19 protein-coding genes are annotated in these 18235 nt (G+C 31.1%); 8 read left to right on the top strand and 11 right to left on the bottom strand.

The features are described 5' to 3' along the window. Nucleotides 1-32 precede the first annotated feature (32 nt). The 6 genes from BGS43_RS02550 to BGS43_RS02525 are packed head-to-tail and all read left to right on the top strand — an operon-like array spanning nucleotide 33 to nucleotide 5419. Nucleotides 33-1436 carry a Fe-S-containing protein gene (locus BGS43_RS02550; RefSeq protein ID WP_002826379.1) on the top strand — a complete coding sequence of 468 codons (1404 nt, stop codon included), beginning with the start codon at nucleotides 33-35 and terminating at the stop codon, nucleotides 1434-1436. Next, the gene (locus BGS43_RS02545) at nucleotides 1423-2715 is read left to right on the top strand and encodes an ABC transporter permease (RefSeq protein ID WP_096568680.1); all 1293 of its coding nucleotides are present in this window, start codon (nucleotides 1423-1425) and stop codon (nucleotides 2713-2715) included. Before BGS43_RS02550 ends, BGS43_RS02545 begins: the two co-directional genes overlap by 14 nt. Beyond that, nucleotides 2705-3823: an ABC transporter permease gene (locus BGS43_RS02540; RefSeq protein ID WP_002826376.1), complete on the top strand. Its 1119-nt coding sequence runs from the start codon at nucleotides 2705-2707 to the stop codon at nucleotides 3821-3823. Before BGS43_RS02545 ends, BGS43_RS02540 begins: the two co-directional genes overlap by 11 nt. Then, nucleotides 3820-4470 carry an ABC transporter ATP-binding protein gene (locus tag BGS43_RS02535; RefSeq protein ID WP_025398626.1) on the top strand — a complete coding sequence of 217 codons (651 nt, stop codon included), beginning with the start codon at nucleotides 3820-3822 and terminating at the stop codon, nucleotides 4468-4470. Before BGS43_RS02540 ends, BGS43_RS02535 begins: the two co-directional genes overlap by 4 nt. Further along, a complete protein-coding gene (locus BGS43_RS02530) occupies nucleotides 4467-4955 on the top strand; it encodes a TlpA family protein disulfide reductase (RefSeq protein WP_096568677.1) in 489 nt (162 codons plus the stop codon). The genes BGS43_RS02535 and BGS43_RS02530 overlap by 4 nt, the downstream gene beginning before the upstream one ends. Next, on the top strand, nucleotides 4916-5419 hold the full coding sequence (locus BGS43_RS02525) for a TlpA family protein disulfide reductase (RefSeq protein ID WP_002778823.1): 504 nt from the start codon (nucleotides 4916-4918) through the stop codon (nucleotides 5417-5419). The genes BGS43_RS02530 and BGS43_RS02525 overlap by 40 nt, the downstream gene beginning before the upstream one ends. 51 nt (nucleotides 5420-5470) lie before the next feature. On the opposite strand, the gene obgE is transcribed toward BGS43_RS02525, so the two are convergent. The 8 genes from obgE to aspA all read right to left on the bottom strand — a co-directional run bounded on the left by obgE (nucleotide 5471) and on the right by aspA (nucleotide 13178). Then, the gene (gene obgE, locus BGS43_RS02520) at nucleotides 5471-6517 is read right to left on the bottom strand and encodes a GTPase ObgE (RefSeq protein ID WP_002800975.1); all 1047 of its coding nucleotides are present in this window, start codon (nucleotides 6515-6517) and stop codon (nucleotides 5471-5473) included. A gap of 106 nt (nucleotides 6518-6623) precedes the next feature. Further along, nucleotides 6624-6878: a 50S ribosomal protein L27 gene (gene rpmA / locus BGS43_RS02515; RefSeq protein WP_002800974.1), complete on the bottom strand. Its 255-nt coding sequence runs from the start codon at nucleotides 6876-6878 to the stop codon at nucleotides 6624-6626. Between the two features lie 10 nt (nucleotides 6879-6888). Further along, entirely contained in the window at nucleotides 6889-7197 is a 309-nt protein-coding gene (rplU, locus tag BGS43_RS02510) for a 50S ribosomal protein L21 (RefSeq protein ID WP_002800973.1), read from the bottom strand. Nucleotides 7198-7354: 157 nt separating this feature from the next. Then, nucleotides 7355-8341 carry a hypothetical protein gene (locus BGS43_RS02505; RefSeq protein WP_002826371.1) on the bottom strand — a complete coding sequence of 329 codons (987 nt, stop codon included), beginning with the start codon at nucleotides 8339-8341 and terminating at the stop codon, nucleotides 7355-7357. Then, a complete protein-coding gene (gene lpoB / locus BGS43_RS02500; protein ID WP_002778802.1) occupies nucleotides 8341-8964 on the bottom strand; it encodes a penicillin-binding protein activator LpoB in 624 nt (207 codons plus the stop codon). Before lpoB ends, BGS43_RS02505 begins: the two co-directional genes overlap by 1 nt. A gap of 30 nt (nucleotides 8965-8994) precedes the next feature. Next, nucleotides 8995-10347: a hypothetical protein gene (locus BGS43_RS02495; RefSeq protein WP_002800971.1), complete on the bottom strand. Its 1353-nt coding sequence runs from the start codon at nucleotides 10345-10347 to the stop codon at nucleotides 8995-8997. Nucleotides 10348-10416: 69 nt separating this feature from the next. Beyond that, nucleotides 10417-11757 (bottom strand): anaerobic C4-dicarboxylate transporter, encoded by a 1341-nt coding sequence (locus BGS43_RS02490; RefSeq protein WP_002826370.1) that lies wholly within the window; start codon nucleotides 11755-11757, stop codon nucleotides 10417-10419. Between the two features lie 2 nt (nucleotides 11758-11759). Continuing rightward, entirely contained in the window at nucleotides 11760-13178 is a 1419-nt protein-coding gene (gene aspA, locus BGS43_RS02485; RefSeq protein WP_057044744.1) for an aspartate ammonia-lyase, read from the bottom strand. 262 nt (nucleotides 13179-13440) lie between these two features. On the opposite strand from aspA, the gene ung reads away from it, so the two are divergent. Then, nucleotides 13441-14136: a uracil-DNA glycosylase gene (gene ung / locus BGS43_RS02480; protein WP_002826367.1), complete on the top strand. Its 696-nt coding sequence runs from the start codon at nucleotides 13441-13443 to the stop codon at nucleotides 14134-14136. A gap of 115 nt (nucleotides 14137-14251) precedes the next feature. Then, nucleotides 14252-14947: an aspartate/glutamate racemase family protein gene (locus tag BGS43_RS02475; protein ID WP_002825557.1), complete on the top strand. Its 696-nt coding sequence runs from the start codon at nucleotides 14252-14254 to the stop codon at nucleotides 14945-14947. Between the two features lie 193 nt (nucleotides 14948-15140). On the opposite strand, the gene cydB is transcribed toward BGS43_RS02475, so the two are convergent. Genes cydB through BGS43_RS02460 form a run of 3 tightly spaced genes read right to left on the bottom strand, consistent with a single transcriptional unit; the run spans nucleotide 15141 to nucleotide 18057 of the window. Further along, nucleotides 15141-16265: a cytochrome d ubiquinol oxidase subunit II gene (gene cydB, locus BGS43_RS02470; protein WP_025398623.1), complete on the bottom strand. Its 1125-nt coding sequence runs from the start codon at nucleotides 16263-16265 to the stop codon at nucleotides 15141-15143. Then, nucleotides 16265-17827 carry a cytochrome ubiquinol oxidase subunit I gene (locus tag BGS43_RS02465; protein WP_096568674.1) on the bottom strand — a complete coding sequence of 521 codons (1563 nt, stop codon included), beginning with the start codon at nucleotides 17825-17827 and terminating at the stop codon, nucleotides 16265-16267. The genes cydB and BGS43_RS02465 overlap by 1 nt, the downstream gene beginning before the upstream one ends. Next, on the bottom strand, nucleotides 17827-18057 hold the full coding sequence (locus BGS43_RS02460; RefSeq protein ID WP_002800966.1) for a DUF4492 domain-containing protein: 231 nt from the start codon (nucleotides 18055-18057) through the stop codon (nucleotides 17827-17829). The genes BGS43_RS02465 and BGS43_RS02460 overlap by 1 nt, the downstream gene beginning before the upstream one ends. Between the last annotated feature and the right edge of the window lie 178 nt (nucleotides 18058-18235).

Raw genomic sequence — 18235 nt, 5'->3', positions numbered from 1 at the left:
AAATTAAAATAACAATGTTTAAAGAGTAAATTATGAGTATATATTTTGTGCATTTTCTTATCAGTGTTTTACCGCTAAGTATTTTAATGGCCTTTATCACTCCTAATAAAAAATATATTTTTAAAAGTTTTTTAGTAGTTTTTTTGGGCTTTTTATTTGGATATTTTGCTTTTTTTATCGCAGCACAATTTTTAAAAACCGAGAATTTGATATTTAATTTCAATTTTATTTTTATAGCCTGTTTGCTTTTGAGTTTTGTGCTTTATTTTTGGCAAAAAATAGAAATTTTGAATTCTATTTTACTAGGAATTTTGAGTTTTTGTATAGCTTTGCATTATTATAATTTAACTCAAGATTTTCCTATATTTAACGGTGTTTTAATCGATAGTGAAGCCATTTCTTCTTTGGGTTTTATTGCTTTAGCTTTATTAATTTGTATTTTAATTTTCTTCTTTTTAAAATGGCAAAAGAATATCAACAAAAAAGCAAGTTTTATACTTTTTTTAATCCTTATTTTTATAGAAGGAGATAAGGTTTTAGCAAATATATTGCTTACACTGATGAGAAATTCTTTCATAGAAACTCATACTTTTTTAGTAAGTTTTGTTGGAAAAAGTAATTATTTTGGTGTTTTTGGAATTTATGTTTATTTATTTTTCATCATTTTTTTAGCATTTTTAAGTTTGCAAATTCGCAAAAAAAATATTGTAAAAAAGCAAATTTTAGATATTGTTTACCGCAAAAATGAAGCAAAAAATACTCTCATAAATCGCTATTTTTCTAGTGTTTTTATCTCTTGTATTTTGAGTTTTTGTATCATCTTATACTTTTTTATGGTAAGTTCTAAACCCTTAAGCATAGACGAGCCTACAGAACTTTTACCTGATAAAAATGGCAAATTTATATTTGATGTAGCGCTTTTAAGAGATAACAAACTTCATCGTTTTGCTTATATAAGCGAGCAAGGCAAAGTGATAAGATTTTTCCTCATCAATAAAAGAGAAGATAGGGATTCTCCTGTGGCTGTTTTTGATGCTTGTGCTATTTGTGGGGATATGGGTTATATTAAAAAAGAAGGGGAATTAATTTGCATTTCGTGCAATGTGCGAATTTTTCTACCGAGTGTAGGAAAAACAGGGGGTTGCAATCCTATCCCATTAAAATACGATTATGATGGTGAAAAAATCACCATAGATGTTAAAGATGTTGTAGCAGGATCTAATTATTTTAGTCAAATTAAAGATATACAAGTGCAAGATCCTGTTTCAAAAGATAAGATCATTAACACTCAAGCACCTTTTTCTTACAGCTATAAAGGTATAACTTATTATTTTTCAAATGAAAAAAACTATGAGGAATTTAAGAAAGATCCTATGAAATATGTAGAAGATACAGAAGCTTTATTTTTAATCCAAAGGAGAAATAATGCTAGTTAAAATGATAACTCATTCTATCTTTAGAAATAAAATTCAAAAATTTCTAGCTTTTCTTACTTGTTTTTTGGCTACGCTTTTACTATGTACAATGTTAAATATCACTCTAAGTATAGGCGATGAAGTAACTAAGCAACTCAAAAGCTATGGCTCTAATATCCTTGTTTTACCCAAAGGCTCAAGCCTTAGTATAGAAATAGGTAATGAACTTTATGAACCCTTAAAAAACAAAAACTACCTAGAAGAAAAAAATTTATATATGATTAAAGACATTTATTGGCGTAACAACATCACCGCACTTGCTCCTTTTTTGGAAGGTAAAATCACAATTGAAAACTCCCAACAAAAAGCACTTATTTATGGTACTTATTTTCAAAAAGTCATAAAAATTAAAGATGATGATGATTTTATCACAGGTATTAAAAGTCTTTATCCTTATTTGAAAGTGCAAGGCAAATGGGCTAAAGATGACAGCAATGAAATCATGCTAGGCGAAGATTTTGCTAAAAATAACGATCTTAAAATCAATGACACGATACAACTCATAGGAGAAAATAAAATTTCAAAAGAAGTAAAAATTGTAGGAATTTTACTCCACGCCAATCCTAAAATGTCAAACAAAATCATCACTCCTTTAAATTTAGCTCAAGAATTATTAGAAAAAAAAGGCTTATATGCAAGTGCTGAAGTAAGAGCTTTTACCATACCTGAATCAGCCCTTTCTGAAAAGGTACGCCGAATGGGCGAGGAAAAACTCGATCAAATAGAATACGATAAATGGTATTGCTCAGCTTATGTAGGATCAATTGCTAGTCAAATTAGCGATGGCTTGCCAGGAGCGGATGCAAAAGCACTCAATGCCATAAGCGATGCTCAAAGTTTGGTTGTTAAAAAAATTCAGTCTTTGATGGCTATTACTTGTATTATTTGTCTTATTGTTGCAAGCATTGCGATTTCAAGTTTAATGAGTTCTGAAATTCACCGCAGAAAAAAAGAAATAGGGCTTTTAAAAGTACTTGGAGCAAATACATTTCAAATTTACTTACTTTTTGCAGGTGAAAATTTGATCATAGCTTTAGTTTCTGCTGTATTTGGATTTATTTTTGGCATAGGACTTTCAGAGCTTATCAGCCTTGGAATTTTTGGATATTTTATAAACATTGCTTTTATAGCCTTGCCTTTAAGTCTTGTATTTGCAGGTTTGATAGCTATACTTGGATGCTTGCTTCCTATAAAAAATATTGCAAATCTTTCTCCCGCAGGAGTTCTTTATGGTAGATAAGTTTTTTTTAAATGAGCTTTTTAAAAGCATTGCTTTTTCTTATCAAAGACTTTTTATTATTGTCTTAAGTGTTTTTATAGGAGCACTAACTTGCTCGGCTTTTTTAAATATTTATTTTGATATTGATACAAAGCTTTCTAAAGAATTAAAAGCTTATGGAGCAAATGTTATCATCGAGCCTAAAAATGATAAAGAGCTTATCTTAAATCAAGACTATGAAGAAGCAAAAAAGAATTTAAAAGCTAGAGCCTTAACTCCTTTTTTGTATACATTTTTAAATTTGGGTAGCACTAGTGGAGTAGTTTTGGGTACAGATTTTAGAGCCTTAAAGATAACTAAGCCTTTTATAGAAGTTAAAGAAGGGAGCTTTTCTCTAAGTGATTTTGATGAAAATTCAGCTTTTTTGGGTATTAATTTATCCAAACAACTAGGACTTAAAGTAGGCAATGAACTTCAAATTTACAACCCAGAAAATGGCAAAACTACCAAGCTTACGATAAAAGGCATACTCTTAAGTAATGATGAATTAGACAGCATAGTTTTAGCGCCTTTAAGCGTAGTACAAAATTTAAGCGATACCTTTGGAATTCAGTATGCTAATGCGGTTGTTTATGGGAATTTTGATGAGATAAATACAAAAACAAAAAATATTAGCAATGAAAACATTAATACAAAACCTATTTCATCAGTATCTTTAAGCGAAGGCCTAGTTTTAGACAAAATAAAAGCTTTAATGTTTTTAATCATACTTGTTGTCTTAATCATAGTCACAACAAGCGTAAACACCACTCTAAGCTCGATTATATTTTCGCGTAAAAAAGAAATTGCCTTGCGTTTAGCCTTGGGTGCTAAAAAAAGTGAAATTTTCAAGCTTTTTGCTTGTGAATATTTTATCATTAGTCTTTTTGCTAGCATTATAGGGGCTTTTTGTGGAATATTTTTAGCAAATATATTTGGATATTTGATTTTTAATGCAAGTATAGATTTTAGATTTATAGCTGTTTTTATAGCCTTAATCATTTCTTTGATTTTTGCCTTTTTGGCTGCCTTTTTTCCTATAAAAAAAGCATTAAAAATCAATGTCTGTGAAAATTTGAAAGGTGAATGATGAAAGAACTTATACAAATTAAAAATTTAAGTAAAGAATTTGGTAAAGTAAAAGCACTGGATAATATAAATTTAAATATTTACAAAGGAGAATGGCTTGCCATCATGGGTCCTTCTGGAAGCGGAAAATCAACGCTTTTAAATATATTATCTCTTATGGATGATCCTAGTAGTGGTAAATATATTTTAGATAATGAAGATTTAGAACAAATCAATGAAGAGCAAAAAATCACTTTGCGCCGAGAAAAAATCGGTCTTATTTTTCAGCAATTTCATCTCATTCCTTACCTTAGCGCCTTAGAAAATGTTATGCTTTCGCAATACTATCATTCTAGTGTAGATGAAGAAGATGCAAAAGCTGTACTTGAAAAAGTAGGACTTTCACATCGCCTTAGCCATTTACCAAGCCAACTAAGCGGTGGAGAGCAACAAAGAGTTTGTATAGCAAGAGCATTAATTAACAATCCTGAAATTTTACTTGCTGACGAGCCTACGGGGAATTTAGATGAAGCCAATGAAAAAATCGTTCTTCAAACCTTGCAAAAATTAAAAAATGAGGGCAAAACTATAGTCTTGATCACACACAATCCCGAATTAGCAAAATTTGCAGATCGCACCCTTATCTTACAGCATGGAGTTTTAAAATGAAAAAAGTATTTTTATTTTTCATAGGTCTTTTTTTACTTAATGCTTGCTCTTTTGATGCAAATCAAAACCAAGGTAAAATTGGCCAAATAGGAGCTGAAATTTCAGCTAAAGATACTTTAGGAAAGGCTGTTAAATTAGCTGATGATAAAAGCAATATAAAAGTCTTAGTTTTCTTTCAAAATGGATGTCCTTCTTGTTTGCAAGAGCTGCCTTCTTTGGATAAATTTATGCAAGAACACCCAAATAAAATCAGCGTTTATGCTATAAATTCGGTAGATAAAGCTGAAGTCGTTCAGGTTTTAGCTGAACAATTAAATTTTAAAAATATCAAAGTTTTAACTGATGATCTTAAAATCACCAATGATCGCTACGCTGTATTTGCAACTCCAACCACCATCATACTTAAAGATGGGATTATAAAAGAAAGAATTTTAGGAGAAAAACCATGGCAAACTTTCGAATCCAAACTTATCTCTTTGCTTTAATTGTAGCTTTATTTTTTATAGCTTGCGATAGTGGAGAAAATTTTAAAGCTTTAAATAGCAATAAAATTTATAATTTCTCTTATAATGGTTTTGAAAAAAGTTTAAAATTAGACGATCAAACACAAAATTTTGCATTAGTATTTTTTACTAAAGATTGTGGGGTTTGTAAAGAGCAAATTCCTATTTTGCAAGATTTAGCTAAAAATTATGATTTTAATATTTTTATAGTACTAGGCGATGCTAAAGATGCAAAGGATGCTAAAGCTTGGGCAGATGAAAAGGGTTTGTCGCATCTGGCTTTATTTTATGAAAAAAAAGCAGCCAAATATCTCTCAGGTGCAGTTGGAGAAATATACGGAGTACCTGTACTTAGCTTTTTTAAAGAAGGCAAGATAGATGAAAAATTCATAGGCTTAACGCCTTATGGTGTGCTTGAAAATGAGATTAAAAAGTTAAAAATTTAATTTTGCTATAGATCAAGATTATAATTAAAATATCTCGAGGTGATTATCTTATCACCTTTTTTCACGCTTTTCTCTTAATTTTTTAATCTCTTCTAAAAGCATAAATTTAAGCTCTTTAAGTCCAGTTTTTTCAAGGCTTGATACTTTGATTAAAAAACCTTGTGGGTTATTGTTTTCTTTAAGATAATCTTCTAAATCTTTTATATTTAAAGCGATTTGCTCGGCAAAATCTTCACCCAAATTCACACTATCACTTTTTGAAACCATTATGCCAAACTCACGCCCAAAAAGCTCATTTGAAAATTTCTCAAGCTCATTTCTTAATACTATAAATTGCTCTTTTAGGGGCATTTCTCTCATAGGATCTAATACAAAAAGTAAAAAGCTAGTCCTTTCTATATGTTTTAAAAATGCAAGTCCTAAGCCTTTGCCTCCGCTTGCACCTTCGATGATCCCTGGAATATCAGCCATCACAAAAGAATTATACTCATCCACATCTACAAGTCCTAATTTTGGTGTGAGCGTGGTAAATTCATAATTTGCGATTTCAGGCTTAGCATTTGAAACTACACTTATAAGGGTGGATTTTCCCACATTTGGAAAGCCTACAAGCCCTACATCAGCAATAAGTTTAAGCTCAAGTCTTACTAAACGACTTTCGCCTTTAATGCCTGGCTGTGCATAATCAGGGCGCTGATTGGTTGCATGTTTAAAATGCGTATTTCCAAGCCCTCCTTTGCCGCCTTTTAGAAAAAGTTCTCTTTGTCCTTCTTTGGTAAGATCAAGTAAAATTTCATTGGTTTGTACATCGATAACTTGCGTTCCTTCGGGCACTATAAGTTCTAAATTTTCACCCTTTTTTCCATTTTTGTTGCGACCCATTCCACCTGCGCCATTTTGTGCACGCAATTCTCTTTTTCCTTTAAAATTTACAAGTGTATGTGTATTATTATCGCAAACGAAGATGATATCCCCGCCATTTCCACCATCTCCTCCATCAGGGCCACCAAGTGGAACATGTTTTTCACGGCGAAAACTTACAGCACCTTTGCCACCATCGCCTGAAGCTAAAGTAATTTTAACACTATCAATAAACATTTAAATTGCCTTTGACTTTAAATTTATAAAGCTAAATTTGAGTACATAAAAGAAGTTAAATTTATAAATTTAAAGTTTTCAAGACGCTAAAAAGCGTCCTAAAAACTTATGCAGGATATACAGAAACTTTTTTTCTATCTTTGTCTTTTCTTTCGAATTTTACAAAACCATCAATTAGAGCAAAGATAGTATGATCTTTTCCCATGCCTACATTGTTACCTGCATGAGTTGCAGTTCCTCTTTGGCGGATGATGATATTTCCAGCTCTAACAAACTCGCCACCAAATTTTTTAACACCTAAACGACGACCTATGGAATCGCGGTTATTTTGAGTTGAACCTTGACCTTTCTTGTGTGCCATTCTTTACTCCTTAAACTTTGATATCTTTTACTACAACGCGAGTGAATTGTCTTCTAAAACCGCGTTTAAGTTTAGAATCTTTTCTGCGTCTTTTTTTATAAATCACAACTTTTTTATCTTTTCCGTGATTAATCACTTCCAAAACAACCTTTGCACCTGCTACGAAAGGCGCACCTACCTTTAATTCTTTATCATTGATAGCAAGAACTTCGCTTACTTCAATATTTGCTTTGCTTTCAGCTTCAAAGTGATCTAGCTTTAACTCATCGCCAACGCTAACTTTATACTGCTTTCCGCTGTGTTTAATAATAGCATACATTGCTTTTTCCTTAATAATTTGGTAAGTACCACAAAGCACCGAAATTCGGATTTGAAAGCTTTAATGGCTAGAAAAGTTTTAATTTTACAAAAATTTTCTTTAATATTTGATGAATTTAAGAAAGACTTTAGAGTTTGAAACCAAACCCTAAAGCAGTTTAAAAGCCAAGATTAACCCCGCCGTTTTCATGAAGTTTATAAGTATTTTCTTTCCCTTCTTGCTTACTATCTTCTTCTAAAGTATTAAAAAATAATGATTTTTCCATTTCTCTTTGCATAAATAGAGCAATGTTTTCCCAACTTTTTTGCTCTTTTTTGCTATCACCAGATAAAGTCAAAGCTGTATTGAAGGTTTTAGAAAAAACAAGCTCTCTTGTAGGATAAAATATAAGCTTATAAGCTATATTTATACTTGCATTTGTATTATGTTGATAGCTTATCTTACTTTGTTTTGCTTGAGTAATATCTAAAATCTCAAATTCTAAAACATAATCAGCACCCAAAACATTGCCTAATTTATAGCTTTCTTCGCTAGAACCATCTTCGCTTTTTATAATTTTATTTTCATCTTTAAAATCATGCTCTCTTTCCAAAAGAGTAAAATTCTCATCCTGTGAAAAAGCATCATATAAAGCTCTTTTTAAATATGATTCTTCTTTGTTTTTATCGTTTAAAATTACTAATTTAGGTTTATTATCGTTTTGATACAAAGATTTAAAAGCTGAAATTTCAACTTGCCAAAGCGTTCCGTTTTGATCAATTTTATCTACTTTATAAGTATCGATATAACCCTTACTTACATTTTGAAGGACGCTTTTAGATTTTTGTAAAATTTGTCCTAAATGAGAGAAGCTTAAATCAATACTTTGAAGCTCTTGTCTTAAATTGACATTAGAAACTCCTTTAAATTGTGATAAAGCGTCTATTAAAGCATTATTTAAAGCTTCTTCCTTGCTTTCTCCTGTTCCATTACCTTGCACCACTTTTTGAAATTTATTTCTTTGGTGTGGCAAGGTTTTAAGACTCTGAACAAGATCTAAAGAACTTAAATTAACATCCTCTAGCAGAACATAATCATAAATAATAACATCATCTTGCGCCCACATAAAACTCAAGATGGTTAAAAATAAAAAGATTTTTTTCATTACCAAGTTACCGATTTACTTGAGCCTGTTTTATCAATCGTTCTTTCATCTTCCCAATAAGCAAGTCCTGAATTTAAATCCGTAACACTTAGATAAAAGAAATACTCTGCTTGTATATCGCCATTCTTAAGCTTGACATTGTCTTGGCGGATCTTTCCGCTGATTGAAAAATCAGGTGCAACCAAAGTTCCTTTGCTAGAAATGGTGTTTTGATTAAATTCATCATTATCTCTTAATTCTCTTACTGCTTCACTCATTTCATCCCTAGCTCCACCCGCTGCAACAGCTGTTGTTAGGACAAATTTACCTGATTTTCTAAGCGCTATAGTGATCTTACTAATGAGCTTATCTGTATCAATGCGTTGGGGAGTATCATTGATAATTTTACCTATAGCAATAACCTTTCTTTGACCTGGTTGAATATTGGCAAAAGCAGGATCGCTTAACATACTATCTATCATAATTTGAGCAGTTTTTTCAAAATCTTCCCTATCAAGTCCTAAGGTTAAAGCATCACCTTGTTTTTTTTGACTTGCATAACCATCAGTATAAACAGGCGCTCCACAAGCTGCAAAAAATACTGCGAAAAATGCGCTAAAGATTATAAAAATATTTTTTTTCATTATTTCTCCTTTTTTTGTAATTATACTCTTTTAGTTTTCAATTTTGTAAACCCTAGCGGGAAATTGAGAAGCAAAAGAACGCACTACAATCAATACATTTTTATCAATATCCACTTCACTAGAATAAATTTTTTGATTTTTATCATCATAAATTTGTACCGATCCATCATTTTCAATCATCATAATTTGTATATTTTTAGGTAAAAAATTCCAAAATCTTAAATCACTTCTTGTGGTTGCAATGCTAAAAATATTTGTAGCAAGACTTAAAATTCCGCTCTCATCATTTTTAGCCACAGCCATATTTAAACTTGTTTTTAAAGTGCTTGAGATTAAAGATTTGATGATGATTGAAGTCAAATTGGCTTTAAATTCACTTGCAACGATTTGATCAAAATCAAAAGCATTAGAAGTTGTAAATTTTTGATGATTATTTGCGATATTTAAGTAATCATAAGAAGCATTGCGCTTTGTTAAAATAGGCAAAGCAACACTAGCAGTTGTAATATAATCATCAAAGATAAATGGCAAGGTTAAATTAAATTCATCCAAAGCAGGACTTAATCCATTTTCATATATTATAAAAATATATTTTTTTAATTTTTTTGGATTTAAACTGCTTGAATATTGATCAAAAATCTTAAATTCTTTTTCTATTTCTTTATTTAAATTCAGCACATAAACTTCTTTAAGCAAATCCGCTGCTTTTTTATAATCATAATCCATAAAGAAAAATATAGATGAAATATAAGTTACATAAGGATTGGTATAATCTTTTTGTGCATTAAAGTCTTTAAAAAGATTTTCATATTGTTTTGAAACAATTTTTATATTATTATTGATATTTTGCCTTAATTTTTCTTCCTTGCTAGCCTCTTGATATGCTTTTTTAATTTCGGAAGCAAAATACTCTTTTGCCTTTTCTTGTCTCATCAATGCGCGGTTAAATTCCACCCTAGCATTAACAAAATCTCCCAAACTCATAAAATTTAAACCCTTATAAACATTAAGCATGGTTCTTTCATACCAAGCACCTTGATAATCATTTACACCCTCATTTATCAAAGTAGATGCAAGTGCTCTTGTGCTTTTCTTGGATAAACTTTGCAAATCCACATCGTATTTATAAGAATCTTCAACCTTATCAAAAATAGAATTACTTAAGTTAAAATCCTTACAATCTCTTGCGATATAACCTGTATTTAAACCTGTAAAAATCACATCTTTATTTTGACTGATCTTTTCTTGTTGCTCTTGAAAAAATTGCTTATTGCAAGTTTGAGAGAATAAATTTTGCTGATAGAATACATTTTGTTCTTGATGAGTAGAGCATGCAGAAAAAATTATCGCTAAAATAGAAAAAACAATTGTTTTATATTTCATTATAATTCCAAAAATAAAAATTATAATTTTAATATATCATAAAATTGATAATAGCCCAAAAAAGGGCTATTACATTAACATAGGAGCGGTTGCAAAGCCTAAAGCTACAGCGATTGCGATAGCTAAAACTCCTGGTATAAAGAAAGAGTGATTGAAGATAAATTTTCCGATTCTAGTAGTACCTGTATCATCCATTTGCACAGCACCAAGTAAGGTTGGATAAGTCGGAAGCACAAAAAGCGCTGAAACTGCTGCAAAACAAGCTACAAGCATATAAGAATCCTGTGGATTTGTTGCGCTAATTCCTAAAGCAGTAACGATTACAGGCACAATAGCCTTTGCAGTTGCCGCTTGAGAATATAAAAGCATACTTGCGAAGAAAAATGCAACTGCTAACATAGCAGGGGTTTGTTTAACCCAATCACCTGCTACTTCTTTAATAGAAGCTTCATGTCCTGCAACAAAAGTATTTCCAAGCCATGCTACACCAAATACACAAATGCAAGCTGTCATACCACTTTTAAAGACGCTTGTATCAAGAATCTTTCCAGGTTCAACCTTGCAAAGCCAAGTAATCAAAGTCGCCGCAGTAAGCAAAAAGCTCATGATAGCTGCATCTCTTGGAACAATTACTGGATCAATCCATTTAATATTGCTTGAAATCGCAGTTGCATAAAGCACAACTGCTAAAACAGTGATAAGAAAAATTGCCACTGAAAGTTTGGCACCTGGTTTATCTTCGCTATGTAAGATAGCACCCGCATCTTTAACAAGACCTGCTTTTAAGCGTTCTTGATAAACTACATCTTTGCTTAAATCCATAGGAGTGATTAAACTCACTATAAAAGCAGTTATCATGCAAGCTATAAAAGTAGTACCTATCCAAATTCCAATTAAAGTTGGATAATTCCATCCCAGTGGTTCTAAAACCCCGCTCATATAAACCACAGCTGCACTTACAGGAGATGCAGTAATACCAATTTGTGAAGATACGACCATCAAAGAAAGCGGAGCACTTGGTTTGATATTTTGAGATTTTGCCACATCAACTACAACAGGCATTAAAGAAAATACAGCATTTCCTGTTCCTGCTAAGATAGTAAGCAACCATCCGCAAGCTGGAGCAAGATAATTAATAAATTTAGGCTTGGATCTTAAAATTTTTTCTGTAACCCTAACCATATAATCAAGCCCACCAGCTTGTTGCATCGCAGAAATAGCTGCAATAGCTGCAGCTATGATTAAAATTACATCCCAAGGAATATTTCCTGGTTTCATTCCCAAGACAAGTCCTAAAACAACAACACCAAGTCCTCCTGCATAGCCTATGGCTATACCTCCTAAGCGAATTCCTATAAAAATTGCTCCAAGGAGGACAATTATTTGCAAAATTATCATTATTGTATCCATGGTTAAGCCTTTATATTATTTTTAGCTTCCATATGTGGATTTAACATATTTGATGGAGTTAAAATTTCATCAATTTGCTCCTTGCTTAAAAGTCCTCTTTCAAGTGCGATATCAGCTACTCTCTTACCTGTACTCATAGCCTCTTTAGCAATACTGGCTGAATTTTCATAACCTATATAAGGATTTAAAGCTGTTACTATACCTACTGAATTATAGACGAAGTCTGAACAAATTTTTTCATTTGCGGTAATACCATCTATACATTTATCAGCTAAAGTATACATTGCTTTTTCTAGCATTACAACAGAATTAAACAAGCTATATGCTACAACTGGTTCAAAAACATTAAGTTGTAATTGTCCACCCTCACAAGCAAAAGTTACAGTTACATCTGCTCCAATAACAAAATAACAAACTTGATTAACTACTTCAGGAATAACAGGATTTACCTTACCTGGCATGATAGAACTACCTGGTTGCATTTTTGGAAGATTAATCTCATTAAGACCACATTTTGGACCACTACTTAAAAGTCTTAAGTCATTACATACTTTAGAAAGTTTTGTTGCAACACGTTTTAAAACACCTGAAATTTGTACATAAGCTCCCGTATCTTGAGTCGCCTCGATTAAATCCTCAGCCACAGTATATTCAAAACCTGTCACTTCTCTTATTTTTCTTTCTACAACCTTCGGATAATCAGGATGAGAATTAATTCCCGTTCCAATAGCAGTTCCACCCAAATTGATCTCTAAAATCAATTTTCTAGCTTCTAATACTCTTTGTATATCTTCGCCTATCATTACAGCAAAAGTTTTAAATTCACGACCTAAAGTCATAGGTACAGCATCTTGCAGTTGGGTTCTACCCATTTTAAGAACATCTTTAAATTCTTCAGCTTTTCTCTCATAAGCTTTTTTTAAATGTTCCATAGCTTTTGCCAAATCACTTAAATAATCATGCAAGGCAAGGTGTAAAGCTGTAGGATAAGCATCATTAGTACTTTGGCTTAAATTAACATGATCATTTGGATGAAGGTATTGATACTCACCTTTTTTATGGCCCATAAGCTCAAGTGCTATATTGGCTATAACTTCATTGGCATTCATATTTGTACTTGTTCCAGCTCCACCTTGTATCATATCAACTACAAATTGATCGTAATATCCGCCCTCTAAAATTTTATCGCAAGCTTTAATAATAGCATCTTGGATATCTTTATCTAAAAGACCTAATTCATAATTTGCCATAGCAGCTGCTTTTTTAACCCTTGCTAAAGCTCTTACAAAGCGTGGGAAATCCTTTAGCCTCTCGTGTGAAATATTGAAATTTTCCACCGCTCTAAAGGTTTGCACTCCATAATAAACCTCATCAGAAATTTCTAATTCCCCGATAAAATCGTGCTCTTTTCTTGTTCCCATTTGAAACCTTTCTTATTTAATTTTTCATACAAGCTTTATTACTTGTACTCATATCAGTATAATCATATTGTAATTTTAGTTAATAATTAGTTAACAATATTTATTCTTTAGAAATACTATAAAATATACTTTTAGGACAATTTAACTCTTTTTATATTTAATTTTTATTTATTAATTAATTTTATTTATTTCAGTAAAAATTAATATATTTTTCTTGGCTTGTTTGATAAAATATACCTTTAATTTATTTTTGGAAATTTTTATGAAAGAAATTACTATAAACATTGAAGATATCAAAATAAATAATGATTGGAAAGAGTTTTTAAAAGAAGAATTTAGCAAAAGTTATTTTTTAGAAATCAAAAAACGCTATATACAAGCTTTAAACAATAAAGCCATTATCTATCCTCCTTCAAATTTAACCTTTAATGCTTTTAATCTTACTCCTTTGAGCGAGCTTAAAATTGTACTTTTAGGACAAGATCCTTACCATCAACCCAATCAAGCTATGGGGCTTAGTTTTTCTGTGCCTTGTGGGGTTAAAATTCCTCCTAGTCTTTTAAATATTTATAAAGAATTAAAAGCAGATCTTAATATAGAACCTTCTAAAAGCGGGGATTTAAGCTCTTGGGCAAAACAAGGAGTTTTGCTCTTAAATTCTATTCTTAGCGTTGAAGCGGGAAAACCTGCAAGTCATAGCTCGTGGGGTTGGCAAGAATTTAGTGATGCTATAATACATAAATTAAGTAATGAAAAATCAGGACTTGTTTTTATGCTTTGGGGAAATTACGCAAAAAGCAAGGAGATTTTGATTGATAATGCTAAGCATTTGATTTTAAAAGCAGCCCACCCAAGCCCTTTAGCTAGAACAGGATTTTTAGGTTGTAAGCATTTTTCAAAGGCTAATGAATTTTTAAAAAAAGTTGATAAAATTCCTATAGATTGGAAAATAGTTTAAAAAATTATTTTAAATTTTAATAAAAATATTAAAATATATTTATTTAAAAATAAATCATATTTCTATGAAATATATTGTAATAAAATAACTCAAAAATTAATTCTTAAGGAGAAAAATGAAAACCATTGGTATTATAGGCGGAATGAGTTTTGAAAGCACTATTACTTATTATAAAACAATAAATCAAGCTATAAATGATAAATTAAAATCTTTAAATTCTGCAAAAATTTTACTTTACAGTGTTAATTTTGAAGAAATAGAAAATTTACAAAGCCAAGATAAATGGCAAGAAGCTGCACAAATTTTGACTCAATGCGCTAAAAAATTAGAACTTGCAGGGGCTAATTTTATAATAATTGCAACTAATACTATGCATAAGGTTTTTGATGAAATTCAACAAAATATAAATATCCCTATTTTGCATATTGCAAAAAGTTCTGCTAAGGCTTTAAAACAAGAAAACATACAAAAAATTGGTTTATTGGGTACTAAATACACAATGACTCAGGATTTTTATAAAAAAATACTGATTGAAGAAAATATTAGCGTTATTACTCCTAGTGATGAAGATATAAAAATCGTTAATGATATTATTTTTAATGAGCTTTGCAAAGGTAAAATCAAGCAAGATTCTAAAGAAAAATATTTAAATATTATAAATAAACTACAAGAAAAAGGGGCAAAGGGAGTGCTTTTAGCTTGCACTGAAATTGGTTTATTAATATCCAAAAATGATACAAATATTAAAATTTTTGACACAAGCCTTATTCACGCCCTTGATGCTGCTAATGAAGCTTTAAAAGATTTATGATTAAAAGATGCCCAAAAATGGGCAAATTGCAATATTTTGAAAAGATTTATACTTATATCGGTTTAAATCTTATCTTGCTTTATAGTTTGCTATCTTTTTCTAATTGATTGATATTTAGCATGATAAATTTATAGCTTAGATAAATTACTAAAGGCCAAGCCAATAAAAACAAAACATGTAACATTTTTTCTCCTTAATATGCGTGATCATCGTTTGCGATTTCTTCGCGTGTGATTTTTACTTTATCCATTGCATTCCAAACATAGATAATATAAGCTAAAACAAAAGGTACAAGTAAAGACACATAAGCCATGACGCTTAGAGTATAATAGCTTGAACTTGCATTTTTTAAAGTTAAAGAACTTTGTAAATCACTTAAAGATGGGTAAAAAGCACTTTGACCTAAACCAATGCTTGATAATAAAGCAAAAACTGTTAAAACCGTTCCAAGTCCTAGGGTAAAAATAGCTTTAGAGCAACCTTTTGCTCCTTGAACCATACCTAAAAGCACTAAAATCACACCGATAGCAAGCAAGATAGCAAAAATCATTTGATTTAAGAAATTATATAAATACAAATTCGCACTCATGCTTACAACTCCATTGGCATCTACGCTAAAACCATCTTTTAAAAAAATCCACGCTAAAAAACCTAAGAAAAAAGGTAAAAACAAAATGCTATTGATCATAAGTTTTTTCATAGCTCTTATTTTGATATTCTCATCATTGATATTGTTCATAAAATACGCTGCGCCTAAAAGCCTTGCTAAAAATACTAAAGCTAAGCCTAAGAGATAATTAAAAGGATTGAGTAAAAGTTCTAAGCCGTGCAAAGGGTTTTGCCAAGAAACAAAATTATGCTCATTTAAGATAAATTCAGAACCGCTAAAAAAGCTACTTACTGCAACTCCGATTAAAAATACACCTAAATAACCATTGATTTTAAGAAAAATTTCATAGGTTTTAGAGCCATAAACATTATTTTCTTTTTTACGATATTCATAAGCCACAGCTTGTAAAATAAAACAAAATAAAATACAAAGCCAAGCCCAATAAGCTCCGCCAAAACTGGTACTATAAAAAAGTGGAAAAGCTGCAAAAGCTGCTCCGCCAAAAAGTACGAGAGTTGTAAAACCAAGCTCCCATTTACGCCCTAAAGAATTAACTAGCATAGTTTTTTCAAGCTCATCCTTGCTAAGCTCATCGATTAAAGTCTGTCCACCTTGAACAAAAAACATAAAAACTAAAAGTCCGCCAAGTAAACTTAAAATCAACCACCAATAAATTTGCAAACCTTCAAGTTCTAAACCAAAAAACATTATTTTTCTCCTTTGCCCATAAGTGGAGTATGTCCTGCATGTGCGTCAAAACCTTTTTTAATCTGAGTAAGCATGATTTTAACTTCTGCAATCAATAAGGCTGTAAAAAGTACTGCAAAAATCCAAAATGAAATTTGAACATTGACTTTTCCAAGTTGTGTTGCTGCGATATGTACAGGAAGCAAGTCTTGAATTGCCCAAGGTTGTCTGCCTACTTCAGCAACAATCCAACCTGCTTCAGCGGCAATATAACCCAATGGAATGGATAACAAACACACCCAAAGTACTTTTCTAAATTTCTCAATATCATTTGCCATGGTAAGATAAAGCGCAACGATGAAAAGTAAAAAGAAAAAACTTCCTAAAGCAACCATGATATGAAAGCTATAAAAAGTTAAAGCCACAGGTGGAATAGTATCGCTTGGTTGTTCTAAATATCCATAACCAAAATCTTTAAAATGAGTTTCTAAAATGGATTTGTGATTTGCCATAGCTATTGTATCATTGTTTTCTTTAGCAAGTTTATAGTCTTTTAGAGCTTGTATAGCGATTTTTCCTCTATCGATACGATTTTGCATAGGTTCTATACCTTTGCTTTCATTTCCATAGATCAAATCTTCAATTCCTGGAACAAAAGAATTTGGATCACGGTTTCCTAATATAGAAAGAGCGTAAGGTATAGTAATGTCAAATAAAAACACACTTTCGTTATTATCTATGGTTTTTTTAGGATTTAAAATTCCAAAAGGTACAAGTCCTGCACGATGTTCACCTTGATAAACCCCTTCCATAGCTGCAAGTTTCATAGGTTGAGTTTGAGTTACACGGTAAGCGCTTTCATCTCCGCTGAAAAACAAAAAGATTGAACAAACCAAACCAAAACTAGCTCCTACAACTAAGCTTTTTTTAGCCTCGATAATATGGCGTCCTTTTAACATAAACCAAGCTGAAATTCCCATTACAAATAAAGCTGAAATCACATAACCACTGCCTATGGTATGTAAAAATTTTGAAATAGCTACAGGAGAAAGTGCTACTTCAAAAAAGCTTTGCATTTCATTTCTTGCTGTGTCAGGGTTAAAGCTCATTCCTACAGGATATTGCATCCAACCATTTGCCACTAAAATCCAAAAAGCAGAAAGATTACTTCCTATAGCCACACACCAAGTTGAAAGTAAGTGAAAACCCTTGCTTACTTTATCCCAGCCAAAAAACATAACTGCAAAAAAAGTAGCCTCTAAAAAAAATGCCATAATACCTTCAACCGCCAAAGGAGCACCAAAAATATCACCCACAAACCAGCTATAATTTGCCCAGTTTGTTCCAAATTCAAACTCCATAATAATGCCTGTAGCTACACCGATAGCAAAATTGATAGCAAATAAAGAAAGCCAAAATTTAGTGATTTTTTTCCATCTTTCATTGCCTGTTTTTACATAAATGGTTTCCATAATAGCAATGATAAAAGATAAGCCCAAAGTCAAAGGCACAAATAAAAAATGATAAAGCGCGGTTAATGCAAACTGCGCTCTTGACCAATCCACACTGCTAAGTTCGCTCATTATTTCTCCTTAATAAGATTTTCTATGACAAAATTACTTTTTTCATTATCATTTTTAAAAATAGAATTGAAATTTACGTCAAAAACAAAAAGTTTAAGCACAACAAGCATTATAAAAAGTTTTATAAAAATAATTTTCCATAAAGTTTTTCCAAGGGTAAGGTTTTTAAACCCTTCCTTATAAAAGTTAAAAATTCGCACAAAAAAGAAATAAAAACATTTTAGATACATTAAATTAAACCTTATAAAAATAATGAAAAATTTAAATTGGAAAAAAGCGTGAAATTATAATGAAATTTATGTTATTAAATCCTTAAAACTTGCTTTTATAATTGTTAAAACTTTAGCCGGTTTTGACTATAAATTCTAAAATTTGGTATTTAACTAGCAAAAATATTCTAAAAAATGA

The sequence above is a fragment of the Campylobacter sp. 110 genome (genome assembly GCF_002383965.1).
Classification (GTDB): domain Bacteria; phylum Campylobacterota; class Campylobacteria; order Campylobacterales; family Campylobacteraceae; genus Campylobacter_D; species Campylobacter_D coli.
Note: the sequence above shows the minus strand (reverse complement) of the source record. Positions and strands in the feature narration are given on the sequence as shown.